Source organism: Streptomyces sp. BE303 (assembly GCF_036290945.1).
GTDB lineage: Bacteria > Actinomycetota > Actinomycetes > Streptomycetales > Streptomycetaceae > Kitasatospora.
The window spans coordinates 1-347 of the sequence record NZ_JAQYWZ010000113.1; the positions used below are offsets into that span (position 1 = coordinate 1).

Below are 347 nucleotides of genomic sequence, written 5' to 3' on the forward strand. Positions count from 1 at the left end.
CGGAAGCTACCGCGCCCAGCCCGGTCGTCAACCCCTCGGTGTCACCGGCGAGCACCACCGCCCGATGGGCCAGCGCGGCACGGCGGGCTGCCGCAGCGGCGAGCGTGTGGAGATCCCGATCGGCCACACGTCGCACATGCTGTGCCTGGGCACGGAGCGCCGACTCGTCCGTACCGGACAACAGCACCGGCACCAAGGGACGTTGCTCCGCTGCCACGACGGCGGCGGACTCGACGGCCGGGGGCTCCTCCACGATCACGTGCGCGTTCGTACCGCTGACGCCGAACGCCGACACACCCGCCCGACGAGGCCGGTCCCCGGCGCTCCAGGGCCGCGACTCCGTCAGC

The 347-nt window shown here is 73.8% G+C and carries 1 protein-coding gene; it reads right to left on the reverse strand.

Going from position 1 to position 347, the window contains the following annotated elements; genetic code table 11:
• A partial coding sequence (locus PUR56_RS00425; RefSeq protein ID WP_329947363.1) for a ketoacyl-synthetase C-terminal extension domain-containing protein occupies nt 1–295 on the reverse strand: 295 nt, incomplete at its 3' end.
• Nucleotides 296–347 lie beyond the last annotated feature (52 nt).